Raw genomic sequence first — 16,829 nt, 5'->3', positions numbered from 1 at the left:
CAGCAGCACCGGTGCGCCGCCGGACCCAGGCAGGGAGAAAGCCGTGAACGAACATGATCAGGCCCGCAAACAAATGGTGGATTGCCAGATCCGTCCGGCAGATGTCACTGATCGCCGGCTGATTGCGGCCTTCATGGCTGTCCCACGGCATTTGTTTACGCCGCGCGCGCGCCTCGCCCTGGCCTATGCGGATTCTGAAGTCGCGACGGGTGACCGGCGCACGATGATGCGCCCCCGCGACCTCGCGAAACTGATTCATGCCGCTGCGATCGAACCCGATGAGCTTGTGCTCGATATTGCCTGCGGTCGTGGCTATTCCACCGCCATTCTCTCGCACATGGCTGAAACCGTTGTCGGCCTTGACGATGACGAGGACGGTCAGGCACGCGCCAGCGACCTCCTGTCAAAGGTTGGCGCTGACAATGCCGTCGTGATTGCCGGTGACCCCAAGCTTGGGGTGCCGAAGCAGGGCCCCTTCGATGTGATTTTCGTCAATGGCTCGGTCAGCGAAGTGCCGGCGGCCTGGTTTGACCAGCTCGCGCCCGGCGGACGCCTTGTGGCGATTATCCGCAAGGGCCCGGTTGGCAAGGCGACGGTGTTCACGCGCTCGGCAGCCGGCATTGGCGAGCGCGTCGTGTTCGACGCGACGGCCAAGCTCCTGCCCGGTTTTGCGCTGGAACCCGGTTTCTCGCTCTAGCCTGCTGCAACAAGTGTGGCATTCGGGCGACGGATTCCCGGGCACAGGCCGTTAAACGCGGTAATAGAGCCGGTATTACGGACGTATCACGGTGAACGCTGTTCAATTGTAGTGTGGCAATGCCTATATGGCTGCGACAAGAGTGGTGCTGGTCTCTGACGCGCGGCGCGTTATGATGGCGGCACCGAGGTGATATTGGCTTGTTGCCGGTAAAAGGATTTGCAGATGACGCGTTTGAAATTGTGGGCGATGGCGGCGACGGGTTGTGTATCGCTTCTGGCGATGGGCGCAGCGGCGCAGGCGCAGAGTCTCGAAGAGAGCCTGGCGCTGGCCTATAACTCCAATCCGACCTTGCAGGCCGAGCGCGCCCGATTGCGTGCCACCGATGAGGGGCGCATCCAGGCCCGGGCCGGCTATTTGCCCCAGGTCTCGGCGTCAGCTTCGATCAGCGCCCAGCACAGCGAGTCGGAAAGCGGTGCCGGGGCGCCTTTCCCCAGCAGTTCCGAGAGCGATTCGACCCCGAAGAATTATTCGCTGACGGCCAATCAATCGATTTATCGCGGTGGTTATAATGGCGGCGCGGTCGACCAGGCGACGGCGCTGGTCTATGCGGGCCGCGAATCCCTGCGCTCGGTGGAGCAAACTGTCCTGGTCGATGCGATTACCGCGTTCATGGATGTCCGTCGCGACGCCGAAGTGGTGAATATTCGCCGCAGCAATGCTGATGTTCTGGCGCAGCACCTTCAAGCCGCCCGGGATCGTTTCGAAGTCGGTGAGATCACGCGTACGGATGTCGCCCAGGCCGAGGCCCGGCTGTCGGGCGCCCAGGCTCAATTGTCCTCTGCCCAGTCCCAGCTGGCGACCAGCCGCGCGGCCTATGAGCGTGTGACAGGTCAGCCCCCGGCAACCCTGCAGGACCCGCCGGCACTGCCGGAATTGCCTGACAATCTCGCCGATGCCGCCGAGACCGCCTACCGCTTCAGCCCGCAATTGCTGGCCGCCCAGTATGGCGAGCAGGCCGCCAGTCATTCGATCCGGATGGCCCGTAGCTCGCTGCGGCCACAGGTGACGCTTTCGGCGTCGGCATCGGGCTCGCGGGATGCCTCCTATGCAGGCGATGAACGTGATTCGACCTCGATCGTCGGTCAGGTTTCGGTGCCGCTTTTCACCGGTGGGTTGAATCGGTCACGCGTACGTGCAGCCATCGCCCAGGAAGATCAGACCCGCCAGCAGACCTTGCTGGCGCGCCGTCAGGTCACCGAAGGTGTGACGAATACCTGGAATGCCTACATCACCTCCCAGGCCGTGATCGAGTCGAGCCGGCAGGCTGTCCGGGCCAATGAGATTGCTCTGGATGGTGTCGAGCAGGAAGCTTATGTCGGCTTGAGAACAACGCTTGATGTGCTTGATGCGGAACAGGAATTGCTGGCTTCGCGGCTGCTTCTGGTGACCGCGGAACGGGATTCCGACGTGGCCGGCTATCGCCTGCTCCAGGCCATGGGACTGCTGTCCGCCGACCGGATGGGCCTGAATGTTGAAATCTATGATGTGGCAGGCGAGCCGGTGGGGTCTGGCTTCCCTAACTTTGATTTAACACCCTGGAATTAGCCTGATTAGAGATTCTGGGGCTGGACAGGCAGGGCTGCGCCCGGTTTATTCGCCTGATACGAGAAACGACCGGTTAGGGACGTGCGCGACCATGGCAGAACAAGCCACCGACAACGAGCCATCAATGGAGGAGATCCTCTCCTCAATTCGACGGATCATCAATGAAGACGACGCCCCGGCCGAGGCCGAGGCCGAACCGGCTGCTGCGGCGCCGGAGCCCGAGTCAGACGGTAATGATCAGGGCGCGATCGACGATATCTTCGGCGATGCGGGCGATGATGATGCCGGTGATGTCCTCGAGCTGACCGACCGGATTGATGAGCCGGAGGGCGGCACCGATCCGATTGTCGGCGATGATGATCTGATGATTGTCGACCGCGAGGATGATTTTGAAATCGTCGCGGAGGAAATTGCGCCCGAGCCGGAGCCTGAACCCGAGCCGGCGATGGATTTCGATTCGGTCGAGACCGAAATCGAGGATGCGCTGATGAGCGAGCCTGCAGCCTCTGCTGCGATGGGCTCATTCCATTCCCTGGCCGATACAATCCGCATCTCGGACGAGGAAGGCCGTACGCTGGAAGGCGTGGTTCGCGCACTTCTGCGTCCGATGCTGAAGGAATGGCTCGACACCAACCTGCCGGGTATCGTCGATGAAAAGGTCCAGGCCGAGATCGACCGGGTCGCGCGCCGCCGCCGCTAACTGCTGCAATCAGCACTGAATTCATTAAAGGGCATCGACGGCATCGTCGGTGCCCTTTATTCATGCGCCCCATGATGGAAAAGACATTCGACCCCCGCGAAGCCGAAACCCGCCTCTACCAGGCCTGGGAATCATCCGGTGCCTTCAAACCGAAGGAGGATCCCGACGCGGATCCCTTCTGCATTGTCATTCCGCCACCGAATGTGACCGGCCGTCTGCATATCGGCCATGCGCTCAATAATACGCTGCAGGATGTGCTGATCCGCTATAAGCGCATGCTCGGCGACAGCGTGTTGTGGCAGCCGGGCACCGACCATGCCGGCATCGCGACGCAGATGGTGGTCGAGCGTCAGCTGGCCGCTGAAGGCAATCAATCGCGCCGTGATATGGGCCGCGACGCCTTCATCGAACGTGTCTGGGAATGGAAAGAGGAAAGCGGCGGCGAGATCATGGGGCAATTGCGCCGTCTCGGGGCGTCGTGTGACTGGAGCCGTGAGCGCTTCACCCTTGATGACGGGCTGTCCGCTGCCGTGCAGAAAGTCTTCGTCGAGCTGCATGAGCAGGGCCTGATCTATCGCGATAAGCGTCTGGTGAATTGGGATCCGCATTTCCAGACCGCGATTTCTGATCTCGAAGTCGAAAATCGCGAAGTCCAGGGCCATTTCTGGCATTTCGCCTATCCGCTGGCCGATGGCTCCGGCGAGCTCGTCGTCGCGACCACGCGCCCGGAAACCGTGCTCGGCGATGCCGCTGTCGCTGTGCACCCCGATGATGAGCGCTACCGGCATTTGATCGGCAAGATGATCCGTCTGCCGATCGCCGATGTCGAGATTCCGATCGTCGCCGACGAACATGCCGATCCGGAGCAGGGCACAGGCTGCGTCAAGATCACGCCGGCCCATGACTTCAACGATTTCGAAGTCGGCAAACGCCACGATTTGCCCAAGATCAACCTGCTCGACCGCGAAGCGCGCTTCCTGACCGAGGATGACGGTAGCGGCGGTCTGGATCGCATCCCCGCCGAATGGCGCGGTCTCGACCGGTTCGAAGTGCGCAAGCTGCTGGTCGCCCGCATGGACGAGCTCGGCCTGCTGCGCGAAGTCGAGGACAAGCTGGTGATGCAGCCCTTCGGCGACCGCTCCAATGTGGTGATCGAGCCCTGGCTGACCGACCAATGGTATGTCGATGCCGCGACCCTGGCGAAGGACGCCATCACGGCCGTCGAGGACGGTCGCACCACTTTCCATCCGAAGAATTGGGAAAAGACCTATTTCGAATGGATGCGCAATATCCAGCCCTGGTGCGTCTCGCGCCAGCTCTGGTGGGGCCACCGGATCCCGGCCTGGTATGATGCGGATGGCGGCGTCTATGTCGCGCAGGACGAAGCGTCAGCCTTGGCACAGGCGCGGGACAAGCATGGACGCGATGTCGCTCTGACCCAGGACGAAGACGTCCTCGACACCTGGTTCTCCTCTGCCCTGTGGCCGTTCTCGACCCTGGGCTGGCCTGAGAAGACGGCTGAAGTGGCGCGCTTCTACCCGACCTCGGTTTTGATCACCGCCTTCGACATCATCTTCTTCTGGGTTGCCCGCATGATGATGCAGGGATTGCATTTCATGGGCGAGGTGCCGTTCAAGGACATCTATATCCATGCGCTCGTGCGCGATGAGCACGGCCAGAAAATGTCGAAATCCAAGGGCAATGTCATCGATCCGCTTGAGTTGATCGAGGAATACGGCGCCGATGCCGTGCGCTTCACCCTGGCCGCCCAGGCCGGGCAGGGCCGCGATATCCGCATGTCCAAGGATCGCGTCGAAGGCTATCGCAATTTCACCACCAAGCTGTGGAATGCGGCGCGTTTTTGCGAAATGAATGAGTGCAAGCCGGATGCGGGCTTTGATCCGAAATCGGTTCAGCAGACCGTCAACCGCTGGATCCTGTCCGAGTGCGAGCAGACGGTGAAAGCCGTCAATGCCGGGCTGGATAATTTCCGCTTCAACGAGGCCGCCGCTGCGGCCTATCGCTTCGTGTGGAATGTGTTCTGCGACTGGCATCTGGAACTCGCCAAACCGCTCTTCATGGGTGATGACGAGACCGCCAAGGCCGAGACGCGGGCGACGACCGCCTTTGTGCTCGACCAGGCGCTCAAGATTCTCCACCCCTTCATGCCCTTCGTCACCGAAGAGCTGTGGGCCCAGACCGGCACGCGCGACACGCAATTGATTACTGCCGCCTGGCCCGAGCTGGACGGGTTGGTCGATAGCGACGCGCAGGCCGAGATGGACTGGCTGATCGGTCTGGTCACGGATGTCCGCCGTCTGCGCGCCGAGATGAATATCCCGCCGGGTGCCCAGCTCGATGTCGCCGTGGTCGGCGCGTCCGGCGACACCCTGGCACGACTGCAGCGCCAGGATGCTCTCATCAAGCGCATGGCGCGTCTGGCCAGTGTGACGCCGTCGGACACTGTACCCGAGGCCTCGGCCCAGACCGTAGTCGGCGAGGCGACCTATGCCCTGCTGCTCGCGGGGGTGATCGATTTTGACGCCGAGCGCGCCCGTATCGGCAAGGAGGTCGCCAAGCTCGATGGCGAGATCAAGCGGCTCGAGGGCAAGCTTGGCAATGAACGTTTCATCGCCAATGCGCCCGAAGCCCTTGTCGCCGAACAGCGTGAGAAGCTGGCTGACTACGCGACGCAACGTGTCAAAATGGTCGAGGCATTGGAGCGGCTGGCCGGGATGTAGCCTGGCCATGAATTTACCTGGGGGGGACGACATGAACGAGGCATTTCAGGGGCTTTGGCGCGAAACGCTGGAGCCGTGGCTGGCGTCACTGGAAGCGGAACGCAAGACCAGCGTCTCGCGATTCATCGCCTGGGCGGCGGGCATGGCCCTGCTCGGTCTCGCTATTGGCGGCTATTTTTTCAGCCGGCAAGGCGAATTCATGTTCCTGTTCGTCGCGGCCTTTTTCGGCCTTGTCGCGGGCATGATGATTGGCGGCCGGCGCATGGAGCGTCTGCGCAAATCGATCAAGGCCGAGCTCAACACCAAGATCGCCGAGGTCTGCCAGCTCGACTACGCCCTCGCGCCGGCCGAGCCGGCACGCTTCGCAACCTTTCGTGCCTATGGCCTGTTGCCCTCCTATACGCGCTGCCGTTTCGAGGATCATTTCTCGGGCGAGCGGCAGGGCTGCGATTTCGAACTCTATGAAGCCCATCTCGAGGAGCGCCGCCGTTCCGGCAAATCGACCCACTGGGTCACGGTTTTCCGCGGCGTCCTGATCCGGATCAATTTCCCGCGCAAGGTCGAGGGCGTCACTGTGATCACGCGCGACAAGGGCATCTTCAACGGGCTCGCGGCGCTGGGTCACTCCTTCGGCTCGAAAAAGCTGGAGCGCGTCGCCCTGGTCGATCCGGAATTTGAAAAGGCCTTCGAGGTCTATGGCACCGACCAGGTGCTGGCGCGCTACATGCTCGACCCGGCCTTCATGGAGCGGCTGGTCCGGCTTGAAAAGGCGCTGAAGGGCAAGAATGTCCGGGCCGCCTTTGACGAGCATAGCGGCGAAGGCGAATTGCTGATCGCGGCCGAGACCGGCAATCAGTTCGAGGCCGGCTCAATGTTCAAACCGCTCGCCGACGAGGCCCGTATCAGGACGATTATCGACGACCTGACACGCGTCATCGACATCATCGAAAACCTGGTCAAACCGCCCGAGCTGGGCGAGGGCGGCTGAGGGGCGGTGCGGCTTTCGGAGTGAGCGATGGATGCGCAGTTCGACGAGCTCTGGCGTGAAAGGCTGGAGCCTTGGCTGGCCTCACTCGAAGCCGAGCGCCAGCGGGGGGTAAAAGAGTTCTGGGCCTGGATGGCAGCAGCCTGTGTCGTCGGGCTTGTGACCGGTGCGATCCTTGCAGCCCGCAACGGCGACCTGTTATTCCTGCCGGCCTGCGTGTTTCTTGGTGTCCTGGTCAGCTGGTTCGCCGCGGGTGGGCGTCTCGACGCACTGCGGACCCGGGTCAAGTTCGGGCTCAATAGCTGCATCGCCGAGGCCTGCGGCCTGCACTACGCGTTCAAGCCCGCGGCGCCAGCGCGCTTCGAAGTGCTCAAGGAACTGGGCCTGTTGCCCGCCCATTCCCAGCGTCGCTTCGAGGACCATTTTTCCGGTGAGCGGCAGGGCTGCGGTTTCGATCTCTATGAAGCGCACCTAGAAAAGCGTCATGGTTCCGGCGCGTCGACACACTTCGCAACGGTGTTTCGTGGCGTGCTGATCCGGATCAGTTTTCCGCGCAGGGTCGAGGGTGTCACGGTCATCACCCGCGATATCGGCGTTCTGAACGATTGGGAAGCAATGGGCCGCGCCTTCGCGTCGCGGGAGCTGCAACGCATCCGCCTGGTCGATCCACAATTCGAGAGCATATTTGAAGTCTATGGCACCGATCAGGTGCTGGCACGCTACATGCTCGACCCGGCCTTCATGGAGCGCCTCCTCCGGCTGGAAGTGGCGTTGATGGGTCAGAATGTCCGGGCGGTGTTCGACGAGCATAGTGGCGAAGGCGAATTGCTGATCGCGGCCGAGACCGGCAATCAGTTCGAGGTTGGTTCCATGTTCGAGCCTCTGGCCGACCCGGAGCGCGTGAGGACCGTGGTCCATGAGCTGACACGGGTGACCGAGATCATCGAAGGCCTGGTCAAACCGCCGCAGCTGGGCGAGGGCGGCTGAGGGGCGGGCTGCCCCCGTCAGGCGGCCCGGACGGCCTGGACTTCATTCCGGATCGCGTCCCATCGCGCTTTTCCGATCGAGGCGAGGTCGTAATTATTCTGAAGGTTCATCCAGAATCCGACCGTGGTGCCGAAGGCGCAGGACAGACGCGATGCCATTTCCGGTGAAATGGCCTGCTTGCCGTTGATAATGCGCGACACATTGGCCGGTGCGGTGTTCAGGGCCAGGGCCAGTGCACTGGCTGACAGGCCGAGCGGCTTCATGAAGTCCTCGACCAGTATCTCGCCAGGATGGACCCGAAGTCCGAACATTGGTGGTTTTGGTGAGTGGGGCATCTCTATGCTCTTCATACTGTTCGTCCGTCCGCCTAAAGCGAAAACGTCCCCACGATCGGAATATGATCCGAGGCCTTCGGCTCGCCGCGGGTCTTCTTGTGGATCTCGATGCTTTCCAGATGGTCCGCCGCCTGCGGTGAGCACAGCAAATGGTCGATGCGGATGCCATGGCCCTTGTTCCAGCGGCCGGCCTGGTAATCATAGAATGTGTATTGGTGGGCGCGGCCGTCGAGCTGTTCGAAGGCTTCCGTCAGGCCGAGCCATTTGAGGCGCTCAAAGGCGGCGCGGCTCTGCGGCAGGGCCAGCGCGTCCATCTCCCACACTTCCGCATCCCAGCAATCGCTGTCGCGCGGGATGACATTGTAATCGCCGGCCAGGATGAGTGGCTCTTCCAGCTTCAACAGGCTCTCGGCATGGCGCGCCAGACGATCCATCCAGGCCAGCTTGTAATCATATTTCGGGCCGGGCGCCGGATTGCCATTGGGCAGATAGATCGAGGCGACGCGGACCGGGCCATCGGGCGCCGAGATCACCGCCTCGAGATAGCGCGCCTGCTCGTCTTCATCGTCGCCAGGCAGGCCGGGCAAGGATTCTTCGATCGGAAACTTAGACAGGATGGCGACGCCGTTATAGCTCTTCTGGCCATGGGTGATGACATTATAGCCCAGCCCTTCGATCTCCTGGCGCGGAAAGCCCTCATCGACCGTCTTGATCTCCTGCAGGCAGACAATGTCCGGCTTGGCCTCACGCAGCCAGTCGAGCGCATTGGGCAGGCGAGCCTTGATGGAATTGACGTTCCAGGATGCGAGGGTCAAGGTCATGTTGGATTGCTTCGCTGTGTCGGCAGAGGAAGCACCTTAGGCGATTTGCGGTCTGAGTGAAGCGGTCAGACCGCAGTATGAACAGGGAAGGGCAGGCAGGTGCAGGAAGAAAGCGGCGAATCCGGCACGGGCCCGGCGGCCGGACCGGGCCGGGCCTGGCTGATTTCCGCCAGCGTGGTGATTATCGCCTTCGGCTTTGCCTCTGCGGTGATGTGGGAGTCGGCCTGGCTGGTGTTTGCGGGCGGCGATGAACTGCCGCTGCCGGCTGCTGTCTTTGCGGCTTATTCGTCCTGCGGGCCGTTGGCAGCCTTGCTGGCGCTGGTGATCGGCTGGCTGCGTTTCAACGGCGGCCAGCGCGGCTCGGCGCTGAAATGGATGATCGCGATCCCGGTGGTCTGGCTGATCGGCCTGCTGGGATGGCTGGCGGCCTTGCAGGCCTTTTGCGGCGGCGCGCTGGTCTGCGCGGCCTAAAACCCCGCGAAGCTCGCAAATTCATCGACATCCGCCCGCTCGGTGCGAGTCTTGTTCACTGGCGCGTCCGGGTCGGCATGGCCCAGGGCGATGCCGCAAAACAGGGTGAAGTCGTCGGCAATGCCGGCCGCGGTCTTCACCGTCTTGGGATAGATCGACCAGGCCTCCTGGGCGCAGCTGCCAAGGCCCGCCTCGGTCGCGGCGAGCAGGAAGGACTGGATGAACATGCCCAGATCCGACCACTGGCCCGGCTGCATGTCCTTGTGGATCGAGACGAACAGCCCGACCGGCGCGCCGAAAAATTCGAAATTGCGCGCGACATGGGTGAGCCGCGCCATCTTGTCTTCGCGCGGAATATCCATCGAGGCATAAACGGCCTCGCCGCAGGCGAAACGCCGGGCGCGCCAGGGATCGATGATCGGCTTGGGGTAGATCTGGTATTCCAGCTCCGGCTCGCCGAACGGGTGTTCCGTCTGGACCATCTTGACCGCATCGATCACGCGCTGGCGCGCGGTGCCGGTGACGACATTGACCTGCCAGGGCTGCAAATTGCCGCCGGACGGCGCGCGGGCGGCGAGGTTGAGCAGCTCGCGCAGCTGTGCCTCGCTGACCGGGGTGTCGAGATAGGCGCGCGTCGAGATGCGCGCGGCCAGCGCCTCACGCACAGTCATCAGACCGAAAAACTCGTGCCGCAGCCACAGGCAGCGGTGGCATTGGGATTGCGGATCTGGAATGAGGCGCCGATCAGCTCATCGACATAATCAATCTCAGAGCCTTCCAGGAAGGGCAGGGAGGCTTCGTCGATCACGACTTTGGCCCCATCGCGCTCGAGCAGGAGATCGTCCGGCTGGACCTGGGTGTCGAGGTCGAATGTGTAGGAAAACCCGGAACAGCCGCCACCGACCACGCCGATGCGCAGCAGGTTTGCTGCCGCCTGGCTGGCGATGATGGTGTTGATCTGCCGGGCCGCATTGGCGGAGAGCGTCACAGGTGTCGTCATGATTGGGCCATATCCGGCGTTCAGTTTAAGGGTTTCATGCTCTATATGGACCCGCACTGGCGTTGATGAAAGAGCCGAACAGTATGAAGAAAGATCGGGCGACATGATGATAGCGGCCAATGATCGGTTTCGCGCGCCTTACGCCTGCCATCCGTCGCAATCGCGTGGACGGCTGTTTGCCCAGCCCGACAGTGCGATGCGCAATGCCTTCCAGCGCGATCGCGACCGCATTATCCATTCCGGCGCCTTCCGGCGCTTGAAGGAAAAGACCCAGGTCTTCGTCGCCCATGAAGGCGATCAGTACCGCACCCGGCTGACGCATTCGCTGGAAGTCTCGCAAATCGCGCGCACCCTGGCGCGGGCGCTGGGCGGCGATGAGGATCTCGCCGAGGCGCTGGCGCTGGCCCATGATCTGGGCCATCCGCCCTTCGGGCATTCCGGTGAGCGGGTGCTGGCCGAGAAGATGAAGGCGTTTGGCGGGTTTGATCACAACGCCCAGACCCTGCGCGTCGTCACCAAGCTGGAAGTGCGCTATCCGGAATTCGACGGGCTCAATCTGACCTGGGAAACCCTCGAGGGCGTGGTCAAGCATAATGGTCCGCTGATGCCGGCCGGCGGTGATGGTTCCGGCCTTGCCTGGGCCTTCACTGACTATGAGGACTGGCGTTCGCTCGAGCTGCACACCCATGCCGGGCTCGAGGCGCAGATCGCGGCCCTGTCGGATGATATCGCCTATAACAATCACGATCTTGATGATGGTTTGCGTTCCGGTCTGCTGGAGCTTGAACCGCTGCTTGAACTGCCGCTGCTGGGCGATATCTTCCGCCGGGTCGAGGCGCGCTGGCCCGATATCAAGCGCAATGTCATGATCCACGAAGCGGTGCGCGAACTGATCGGGCTGATGGTCGGCGATGTGCTTGAGGAGACCAAGCGGCGTCTGGCCGAAGCCCAGCCGGCCAGTGCCGATGCCCTGCGCCAGCTGGACCAGCCCATGGTGGCTTTCTCCGAGGACATGCTGGCGATCCTGGCGGCGCTGCGGCGGCATTTGTTCGCCAATATGTATCGCCATTACAAGGTCAATCGGATGATGAGCCAGGGCCAGCGGGTGATGGGCGATCTGTTCGATCTCTATCTCGCCGATCCCGGCGTGCTGCCGCCTGATGTGCAAAGGGATATGGGCGAGGCCGGTTCGGCGCAGACAGCACGGGCCGTTTGCGATTATATCGCCGGGATGACCGACCGCTTCGCGGTTGAGGAACATCGCCGGCTGTTTACCGTGCAGGGATATTTCTGATGCGCCTTGCCTCCCGGCCTGCCAGACCGGTAAGTGCATGGTACAGACAATGTTATTGTGATGGGGTGCCGTGCGATTCGCGCGGCGCAGGATCATTGCCAGACGCCGGGATAAGATGACGGATCACGACGACGACGCTCGCCTCGGGGCTTATGCACCACCGACTGACGAGTTCGCGACATTTGACGCGCGCGATGAAGATTCGCGGCGCGGCCCGCTTCTGCTGGCTGCCGCCTTTGCCGTCTTCGTGCTGTTTCTCGCCGTCGTCTGGAGCGCCTATAATCAGGGACTGCGCGAAAGCGGCCGCGATGGCGCGCCGCGGCTTCTCGCCAATACCGAACCCTATCGCGAACGTCCGCTCGATCCCGGCGGTGTGCAGACGCCCGATACCGATATGGAAGTCTATGACCGGCTGAGTGGGGAAGATCATACTGATGCGGCCGTCACGACGCGGCCCGGGCCGGAAGAGCCGCTCGAAGAGAGCCGCCCGGCCCTGCGGATCGAGACTGTGACAGCCGATCAGACGGGGGCTCAGCCAGAGCCTGACGCCGCGACCTCGACCCATGTGACACCGCGTCAGGCTCCGGACCGCCCCGAACCGGCCCGCCAGGAGCCCGAGCGCCCGGAACCTGCACAGCCGCAGCGCGTTGAGCCCGAACCGGCGGCCAATCCGCCGGCGCGTGAGCCTGAACCAGCCCCTGCGCCATCCGGCATTGCTGTCGATACCAGCGGCGACTGGGTGGTCCAGATCGCGTCCTTCCGCTCTCAAGCTGATGCCGAGGCCGCCTGGCTCGCCTTCCGCACCCGTTTCTCAAGCATTGCTGCCGGTGTGGCTCCCGATGTGGTCGAAGTCGATATTCCCAATCGCGGCGTTTATCACCGTCTGCGCATCGCCGCTTTCACCAGCCGCGATGCGGCCGTCGCCTATTGTGCGCGGCTGCAACAGGGTGGGCAGGACTGCCTGGTGGCGCGTCGATGAGCATCAGTGCTGCGATCTACGGACTGTCGGGGCCAAAGCTCACGACAGTCGAGACGGCGTTTTTCCGTGATGCCGATCCCTGGGGTTTCATCCTGTTCGCACGCAATATTGACGGTCCCAAACAGCTCTCCCGTCTGACGGGTAGCCTGCGCGATGCACTCGGCCGTGATGTGCCGATCCTGATTGATCAGGAGGGCGGACGCGTCGCCCGCCTCAAGCCACCGACCTGGCGCAAGGCGCCGCCGGCGCAGGTGTTTGGCGATCTGTTCGAGCGTGAGCCGGAAGCGGCGATCGCGGCGGTCCGGCTCAATCATCGTCTGCTCGCGCATGAACTGCGCGGCGTTGGCGTCGATGTTGATTGCGCGCCCGTGCTCGATCTGCGCATTCCCGGCGCTGACGACATTATCGGTGATCGCTCCTTCGGCGAGACGCCGGATATTGTCGCCCTGCTGGGCCAGGCGGCGATGGACGGGTTGATGGCGGGCGGCGTGGCCCCCGTGATCAAGCATATTCCCGGCCATGGCCGCGCCGATGCCGACAGCCATCTGGCGCTGCCGCGCGTCACCGAGGAGCACGGCCTGCTCTCGGAAACGGATTTTGCCGCTTTCCGCAAGCTCAACACCGCCGTGATGGCGATGACGGCGCATATTGTCTATGCCGATATCGATCCGGAAAACCCGGCAACCACGTCGCCGGATGTTGTCGGTAATGTGATCCGCGGCGAAATTGGTTTTGACGGTTTCCTGATGACCGACGACCTTTCCATGAAGGCGTTGTCGGGCACATTCCGCCAGCGCGGTGAGGCCTCGATCCGCGCGGGCTGCGATATTCTCCTGCACTGCAATGGTGATCGCGAGGAAATGCGCCAGGTCGCCGAGGCCGCGCCAAGGTTGGACGGCAAGGCGCTCGAACGGGCGCATCTGGCCGAACAGTCGCGCGAGGGAATCGAGGATTTCGACCCGGAAACCGGCGAATCAGAGCTCAATGAGCTGCTGGAGTTGGCCAGACGGTGAGGGCGGCGTGAACACTGAGTTCGAAGAAGAGCTGAAATTCGAGGCGGCCGAGGAGGCCGAGACGGATGCGCTCGTCGTCGATCTGGATGGTTTTGAAGGCCCGCTTCACCTCCTGCTCGCCCTGGCGCGCAAGAAAAAAATTGATCTCGCCCGTATCTCCATTCTGGAACTGGCCGAGCAATATCTGGGCTTCATGGCCGCCGCCAGCCGTAAGCGGCTTGATCTGGCGGCCGATTATCTGGTGATGGCGGCCTGGCTGGCCTTCCTCAAATCCAAGCTTCTCCTGCCCAAACCGCCCAAGGATGATGATGAACCGGTCGAGGTGCTGGCCCAGGCGCTGGCTTTCCGGCTGCGCCGGCTCGATGCGATGCGCGCTGCCGGTGAAGCCCTGCATGCCCGGCCGCTGGAGAACCGCGATGTCTTCACGCGCGGCGCACCCGAGGGTGTGCGCTCGACCCGTTCGGTGATTTATGAAGCTGATCTGCATGATCTCCTCTCGGCCTATGGCACGCGCCGTTCGGCCCGGATCCGCTCGGTCTACCGGCCACAGACGCCGCGCGTTTACGGTCTGGAAACTGCGCGTGAGCGGTTGGAAGCCGTGTTGCCACAGGTGAAAGACTGGCGCGAGTTTGATAGCTTGCTGCCGGGCGAAGCGGAGCTGGGCGCGAATCCGCCGCCGCGCATCTCTGTGCGGGCAAGCTCGGTACTGGCGGCGCTGGAAATCACCCGGGACGGGCATGCGCAGCTGCGGCAGCGCGAGCCCTATGCTCCGCTTTATGTGCGCACCTGCGACAGGGATGAGACGGTCAATGAGTGATGATGAGGAAACCCGGATTGCCGACCCGATCAGCGACGCGATTGCGAGCCTGCGCGCGCGCGCCGAGCATCAGGGGCCGAGCGGTGACCGCGAGGCTTCCGAGGCGCTCGGCCTGAGGCTGGCGGTGGATACCGAGCGGGAAAATCTTCGTCTGCTTGAAGCCCTGCTCTTCGCCGCTGCCGAACCGCTGGACGAGGAAACCCTGATTGGTCGCCTGCCGCTGGAAGCCAATATCCAGGCCCTGCTCGCCACCCTGGCCGGGGAATATGCCTCGCGCGGTGTGCGCCTGGTGGAAGTGGGTGGGCGCTGGCGTTTCGAGACCGCGCCGGATCTGGCCGAGGCCCTCAATGAAGTGCGCCAGGAGCCGCGCAAGCTCTCCCAGGCGGCGCTCGAAACCCTGTCGATCATCGGCTATCACCAGCCGGTGACGCGGGCCGAGATTGAGGAAATTCGCGGCGTCGCGGTGTCCAAGGGCACGCTGGACCTTCTGTTCGAGCTGCGCTGGATCCGTCCGCGTGGCCGTCGCCGCACGCCGGGCCGGCCTTTGACCTATGGCACCACGCCGCGCTTCCTGGAGTATTTCGGTCTGGCTTCGATCGGCGATCTGCCCGGTCAGGCTGACCTCAAGGCGGCCGGCCTGCTCGACGCGCGCATCCCGGCTGATTTCTTCATGCCCGATCCAGGCCGCACCGAGGGCGATGTCGATGGTGAGGATCCGCTCGATGAAGAGGATCAGCGCACATTCCACATCGACTTCATGGATGATGACGGCGATGCTGGCGGCGATGATATCTGAACCCCGCATTGGACGGGGCCGGGTAACTGGATTAGACCTTGTGATAATTGGTTAGACGGAGGGGCAAATGGCTCCCGGAATGTGGCAAATCCTTCTCGTCGTATTGCTCGCGGTGCTGCTGTTTGGCGGCCGCGGCAAGATTGCAGCCGTGATGGGCGATTTCGCCAAGGGCATCACCAGCTTCCGCAAGGGGCTGAAGGATGAGGAAGAGGATGGCGAAGGCGATGATGCCGCCGCGCCTGCTCCCGGCCTCGATGCCGCGGCGCGCGAAGACGAAAAAACCGGAGTTTAGCCGCTATGGCGCCCGGCATCGGAATGCCGGAAATGCTGGTGGTGCTGGTGCTGGCGCTGGTGGTGGTCGGGCCGCAGCAATTGCCGGTGCTGATGCGCCGTATCGGTCGCATGCTGGCCCAGGCGCGTGGCATGGCGCGGGAATTTCAGGCCAGTTTCGATGAGCTCGGCCGCGAATCGGAACTATCCGATTTGCGCAAGGAAATCGAAGCCTTGAAGCGCGGCAACCCGATCGAGGAAATCTCCGGTGAGCTCGACAAGGCAGCGCTTGAAGCCCAGAATGACAAAATCCGGCAATTGAAAATGGCGAGCGCCAACCGTATCGGCGATAGCGGGTTCGGCGCGCCGCAACCGCCTCGGCCGGTAGCCGAAAAGCCTGCGCCGTCGAAATCTGTGCCTGAAAAACCCGAGTCTTCCAGTCCTGAGCCGTCACGGCCAGACGCGTCCAGGGACACTGAATAGCCCCATGGCCGAAATCGAACATGACGAGGTCGAGTCGAGCCGCGCGCCGCTGATGGATCATCTGATCGAGCTGCGTCAGCGCCTGCTTGTGGTGATCGGATTTCTGACGGTTGGTTTTATCGGCTGTTTCCTGATTTCGGGCCTTCTGTATGAATGGCTGCTGGCGCCTTATAGCGATGCTGCCTCGCTGGTTCGCGGTGTGCCGGTCGAGGAACTCGACCTGACGGCGAATTTCTTTGCGCCGCTCGAATTCTTCTTCGTGAAACTCAAACTGGCCCTGGTCGGCGCCATCATGGTCGTCTTCCCGGTTATCGCCTGGCAGGTTTACGGCTTCGTCCAGCCGGGCCTGTACAAGAATGAGCGCGGGGCTTTTGCGCCCTTCCTGGCACTGTCGCCCGTCCTGTTCGCGGCCGGGGTGAGCTTTGTTTATTTCCTCGTCTTGCCAATGGTGATGCGCTTCTCGCTCGGCCAGGAACAGGCCAGCGCGGGGCCGGGGATCTCGATCGAGCTTCTGCTCAATGTCTCCGATTACATGAATTTGATCACGACGCTGATGCTGGTGTTCGGGATATCCTTCCAGATGCCGATCCTGATGATGCTGTTGGCCAAGGCCGGCATCATCAATTCGAAGCAGATGCTGGGCAGCTGGCGCTTCGCCGTGGTCGGGATTGCGCTATTCGCCGCCTTCGTGACGCCGCCCGACCCGATCAGTCAGCTGATGCTGGGCTCGGCCCTTCTCCTTCTGTATTTCATCTCCATCGTCCTGATGCGCTGGATGGAGCCGAAGACGACCGAGGTCGACGAGGCCTGATCGGCTTGCGCCGGCCCTGTT

19 protein-coding genes are annotated in these 16,829 nt (G+C 62.7%); 15 read left to right on the top strand and 4 right to left on the bottom strand.

The features are described 5' to 3' along the window. Positions 1-43 precede the first annotated feature (43 nt). The 6 genes from ACN0YJ_RS10495 to ACN0YJ_RS10470 all read left to right on the top strand — a co-directional run bounded on the left by ACN0YJ_RS10495 (position 44) and on the right by ACN0YJ_RS10470 (position 7,718). A complete protein-coding gene (locus tag ACN0YJ_RS10495) occupies positions 44-697 on the top strand; it encodes a protein-L-isoaspartate O-methyltransferase family protein (protein ID WP_417477776.1) in 654 nt (217 codons plus the stop codon). Between the two features lie 225 nt (positions 698-922). Continuing rightward, positions 923-2,305 carry a TolC family outer membrane protein gene (locus tag ACN0YJ_RS10490; RefSeq protein WP_417477777.1) on the top strand — a complete coding sequence of 461 codons (1,383 nt, stop codon included), beginning with the start codon at positions 923-925 and terminating at the stop codon, positions 2,303-2,305. Positions 2,306-2,396: 91 nt separating this feature from the next. After that, complete coding sequence (locus tag ACN0YJ_RS10485) at positions 2,397-3,005, top strand: DUF2497 domain-containing protein (RefSeq protein ID WP_417496161.1); 609 nt, start codon at positions 2,397-2,399, stop codon at positions 3,003-3,005. A gap of 71 nt (positions 3,006-3,076) precedes the next feature. Further along, on the top strand, positions 3,077-5,746 hold the full coding sequence (locus tag ACN0YJ_RS10480) for a valine--tRNA ligase (protein WP_417496160.1): 2,670 nt from the start codon (positions 3,077-3,079) through the stop codon (positions 5,744-5,746). A 31-nt stretch (positions 5,747-5,777) separates the two neighbouring features. Next, positions 5,778-6,734: a DUF3137 domain-containing protein gene (locus tag ACN0YJ_RS10475; RefSeq protein WP_417496159.1), complete on the top strand. Its 957-nt coding sequence runs from the start codon at positions 5,778-5,780 to the stop codon at positions 6,732-6,734. A 27-nt stretch (positions 6,735-6,761) separates the two neighbouring features. After that, on the top strand, positions 6,762-7,718 hold the full coding sequence (locus ACN0YJ_RS10470) for a DUF3137 domain-containing protein (RefSeq protein WP_417496158.1): 957 nt from the start codon (positions 6,762-6,764) through the stop codon (positions 7,716-7,718). 17 nt (positions 7,719-7,735) lie between these two features. Here ACN0YJ_RS10470 and ACN0YJ_RS10465 read toward each other — a convergent pair whose 3' ends face one another. Beyond that, entirely contained in the window at positions 7,736-8,053 is a 318-nt protein-coding gene (locus ACN0YJ_RS10465; protein WP_417488883.1) for a HigA family addiction module antitoxin, read from the bottom strand. A 32-nt stretch (positions 8,054-8,085) separates the two neighbouring features. Beyond that, a complete protein-coding gene (locus ACN0YJ_RS10460; RefSeq protein ID WP_417496157.1) occupies positions 8,086-8,874 on the bottom strand; it encodes an exodeoxyribonuclease III in 789 nt (262 codons plus the stop codon). 99 nt (positions 8,875-8,973) lie between these two features. Here ACN0YJ_RS10460 and ACN0YJ_RS10455 point away from each other — a divergent pair, with 99 nt between their 5' ends. Continuing rightward, the gene (locus ACN0YJ_RS10455; protein WP_417488881.1) at positions 8,974-9,345 is read left to right on the top strand and encodes a hypothetical protein; all 372 of its coding nucleotides are present in this window, start codon (positions 8,974-8,976) and stop codon (positions 9,343-9,345) included. Here the strand turns inward: ACN0YJ_RS10455 and ACN0YJ_RS10450 are convergent. Then, complete coding sequence (locus tag ACN0YJ_RS10450) at positions 9,342-10,016, bottom strand: nitroreductase (protein WP_417496156.1); 675 nt, start codon at positions 10,014-10,016, stop codon at positions 9,342-9,344. The genes ACN0YJ_RS10455 and ACN0YJ_RS10450 overlap by 4 nt on opposite strands. Next, on the bottom strand, positions 10,016-10,345 hold the full coding sequence (erpA, locus tag ACN0YJ_RS10445; protein WP_417477787.1) for an iron-sulfur cluster insertion protein ErpA: 330 nt from the start codon (positions 10,343-10,345) through the stop codon (positions 10,016-10,018). Before erpA ends, ACN0YJ_RS10450 begins: the two co-directional genes overlap by 1 nt. Before the next feature lie 106 nt (positions 10,346-10,451). Between erpA and ACN0YJ_RS10440 the strand changes: the two genes are divergently transcribed. The 8 genes from ACN0YJ_RS10440 to tatC all read left to right on the top strand — a co-directional run bounded on the left by ACN0YJ_RS10440 (position 10,452) and on the right by tatC (position 16,808). Further along, positions 10,452-11,639: a deoxyguanosinetriphosphate triphosphohydrolase gene (locus tag ACN0YJ_RS10440; protein WP_417488918.1), complete on the top strand. Its 1,188-nt coding sequence runs from the start codon at positions 10,452-10,454 to the stop codon at positions 11,637-11,639. A gap of 115 nt (positions 11,640-11,754) precedes the next feature. Next, a complete protein-coding gene (locus ACN0YJ_RS10435; RefSeq protein ID WP_417496155.1) occupies positions 11,755-12,618 on the top strand; it encodes an SPOR domain-containing protein in 864 nt (287 codons plus the stop codon). After that, positions 12,615-13,631: a beta-N-acetylhexosaminidase gene (gene nagZ, locus ACN0YJ_RS10430; RefSeq protein WP_417496154.1), complete on the top strand. Its 1,017-nt coding sequence runs from the start codon at positions 12,615-12,617 to the stop codon at positions 13,629-13,631. The genes ACN0YJ_RS10435 and nagZ overlap by 4 nt, the downstream gene beginning before the upstream one ends. Positions 13,632-13,638: 7 nt before the next feature. Further along, positions 13,639-14,448 (top strand): segregation and condensation protein A, encoded by an 810-nt coding sequence (locus ACN0YJ_RS10425; RefSeq protein WP_417477790.1) that lies wholly within the window; start codon positions 13,639-13,641, stop codon positions 14,446-14,448. Beyond that, positions 14,441-15,244: an SMC-Scp complex subunit ScpB gene (gene scpB, locus ACN0YJ_RS10420; protein WP_417496153.1), complete on the top strand. Its 804-nt coding sequence runs from the start codon at positions 14,441-14,443 to the stop codon at positions 15,242-15,244. The genes ACN0YJ_RS10425 and scpB overlap by 8 nt, the downstream gene beginning before the upstream one ends. A gap of 67 nt (positions 15,245-15,311) precedes the next feature. Further along, on the top strand, positions 15,312-15,536 hold the full coding sequence (locus tag ACN0YJ_RS10415) for a twin-arginine translocase TatA/TatE family subunit (protein WP_091767711.1): 225 nt from the start codon (positions 15,312-15,314) through the stop codon (positions 15,534-15,536). 5 nt (positions 15,537-15,541) lie between these two features. Beyond that, positions 15,542-15,997 (top strand): Sec-independent protein translocase protein TatB, encoded by a 456-nt coding sequence (gene tatB / locus ACN0YJ_RS10410; protein WP_417496152.1) that lies wholly within the window; start codon positions 15,542-15,544, stop codon positions 15,995-15,997. A gap of 4 nt (positions 15,998-16,001) precedes the next feature. Further along, positions 16,002-16,808 (top strand): twin-arginine translocase subunit TatC, encoded by an 807-nt coding sequence (tatC, locus tag ACN0YJ_RS10405; RefSeq protein WP_417477793.1) that lies wholly within the window; start codon positions 16,002-16,004, stop codon positions 16,806-16,808. Positions 16,809-16,829: the final 21 nt, after the last annotated feature.

The sequence above is a fragment of the Maricaulis sp. genome, assembly GCF_048270095.1.
In the GTDB taxonomy this organism is placed as follows: domain Bacteria; phylum Pseudomonadota; class Alphaproteobacteria; order Caulobacterales; family Maricaulaceae; genus Maricaulis.
This window is presented reverse-complemented; position numbering and strand designations above follow the sequence as displayed.

Excerpts from the sequence above, each read along its gene's own strand:
- ACN0YJ_RS10490 (WP_417477777.1), top strand. The coding sequence starts at position 923 with ATGACGCGTTTGAAATTGTGGGCGATGGCGGCGACGGGTTGTGTATCG.
- ACN0YJ_RS10485 (WP_417496161.1), top strand. The coding sequence starts at position 2,397 with ATGGCAGAACAAGCCACCGACAACGAGCCATCAATGGAGGAGATCCTC.
- ACN0YJ_RS10480 (WP_417496160.1), top strand. The coding sequence starts at position 3,077 with ATGATGGAAAAGACATTCGACCCCCGCGAAGCCGAAACCCGCCTCTAC.
- ACN0YJ_RS10475 (WP_417496159.1), top strand. The coding sequence starts at position 5,778 with ATGAACGAGGCATTTCAGGGGCTTTGGCGCGAAACGCTGGAGCCGTGG.
- ACN0YJ_RS10470 (WP_417496158.1), top strand. The coding sequence starts at position 6,762 with ATGGATGCGCAGTTCGACGAGCTCTGGCGTGAAAGGCTGGAGCCTTGG.
- ACN0YJ_RS10465 (WP_417488883.1), bottom strand. The coding sequence starts at position 8,053 with ATGCCCCACTCACCAAAACCACCAATGTTCGGACTTCGGGTCCATCCT.
- ACN0YJ_RS10460 (WP_417496157.1), bottom strand. The coding sequence starts at position 8,874 with ATGACCTTGACCCTCGCATCCTGGAACGTCAATTCCATCAAGGCTCGC.
- ACN0YJ_RS10450 (WP_417496156.1), bottom strand. The coding sequence starts at position 10,016 with ATGACTGTGCGTGAGGCGCTGGCCGCGCGCATCTCGACGCGCGCCTAT.
- erpA (WP_417477787.1), bottom strand. The coding sequence starts at position 10,345 with ATGACGACACCTGTGACGCTCTCCGCCAATGCGGCCCGGCAGATCAAC.
- ACN0YJ_RS10440 (WP_417488918.1), top strand. The coding sequence starts at position 10,452 with ATGATAGCGGCCAATGATCGGTTTCGCGCGCCTTACGCCTGCCATCCG.
- ACN0YJ_RS10435 (WP_417496155.1), top strand. The coding sequence starts at position 11,755 with ATGACGGATCACGACGACGACGCTCGCCTCGGGGCTTATGCACCACCG.
- nagZ (WP_417496154.1), top strand. The coding sequence starts at position 12,615 with ATGAGCATCAGTGCTGCGATCTACGGACTGTCGGGGCCAAAGCTCACG.
- scpB (WP_417496153.1), top strand. The coding sequence starts at position 14,441 with ATGAGTGATGATGAGGAAACCCGGATTGCCGACCCGATCAGCGACGCG.
- ACN0YJ_RS10415 (WP_091767711.1), top strand. The coding sequence starts at position 15,312 with ATGGCTCCCGGAATGTGGCAAATCCTTCTCGTCGTATTGCTCGCGGTG.
- tatB (WP_417496152.1), top strand. The coding sequence starts at position 15,542 with ATGGCGCCCGGCATCGGAATGCCGGAAATGCTGGTGGTGCTGGTGCTG.
- tatC (WP_417477793.1), top strand. The coding sequence starts at position 16,002 with ATGGCCGAAATCGAACATGACGAGGTCGAGTCGAGCCGCGCGCCGCTG.